Here is a 494-nt window from a genome sequence, read left to right as displayed (position 1 = left end):
GATGAGTACCTACTCAATTGATCGCTTTCGTATTTTTCTTAAGGAGCTAAAAACTTACTATGAGTGTAATAAAAATAGTTTGTCCAAAGTGCTGTGTTAGCAATAAGTTGCCGGAAGAGAGACTTAAAGAAAAGCCAAAATGTGGAAAGTGTAAGTCAGCGTTATTTCTTGGAAAAGCAATGGATATCACTGCGCAGAATGTCGCTGCTGTTGTTGGTCATAATGAGATCCCGGTGATCGTGGATTGCTGGGCCTCGTGGTGTGGGCCTTGTATGCAATTCGCTCCAACGTTTGATGCAGCAGCCAAGAAACTAGAACCGAAGTTACGTTTTGCAAAACTGAATACTGAAGTGCATCAACAAGTAGCTGCCCGTTGGCGAATACAATCTATCCCGAGTTTATTAATCTTCAAAGGCGGGAAAGAAGTTGCCAGGATTTCTGGAGCTTTACCCTTAGCCCAATTAACGAAATGGATAGAAGAAAACATTTAAGAG

Annotated in this window: 1 protein-coding gene; it reads left to right on the top strand. The window is 41.5% G+C overall.

Annotated features, from left to right (window positions below):
- Positions 1–59: 59 nt before the first annotated feature.
- Positions 60–491, top strand: coding sequence for a thioredoxin TrxC (gene trxC / locus A3761_RS25215; RefSeq protein WP_068508675.1), 432 nt, complete (start codon positions 60–62; stop codon positions 489–491).
- Positions 492–494 lie beyond the last annotated feature (3 nt).

This window comes from Oleiphilus sp. HI0123 (genome assembly GCF_001635315.1).
Note: the sequence above shows the minus strand (reverse complement) of the source record. Positions and strands in the feature narration are given on the sequence as shown.

Bases quoted from the DNA above. Each gene is read 5' to 3' on its own strand.
- trxC (WP_068508675.1), top strand. From the start codon at position 60: ATGAGTGTAATAAAAATAGTTTGTCCAAAGTGCTGTGTTAGCAATAAG.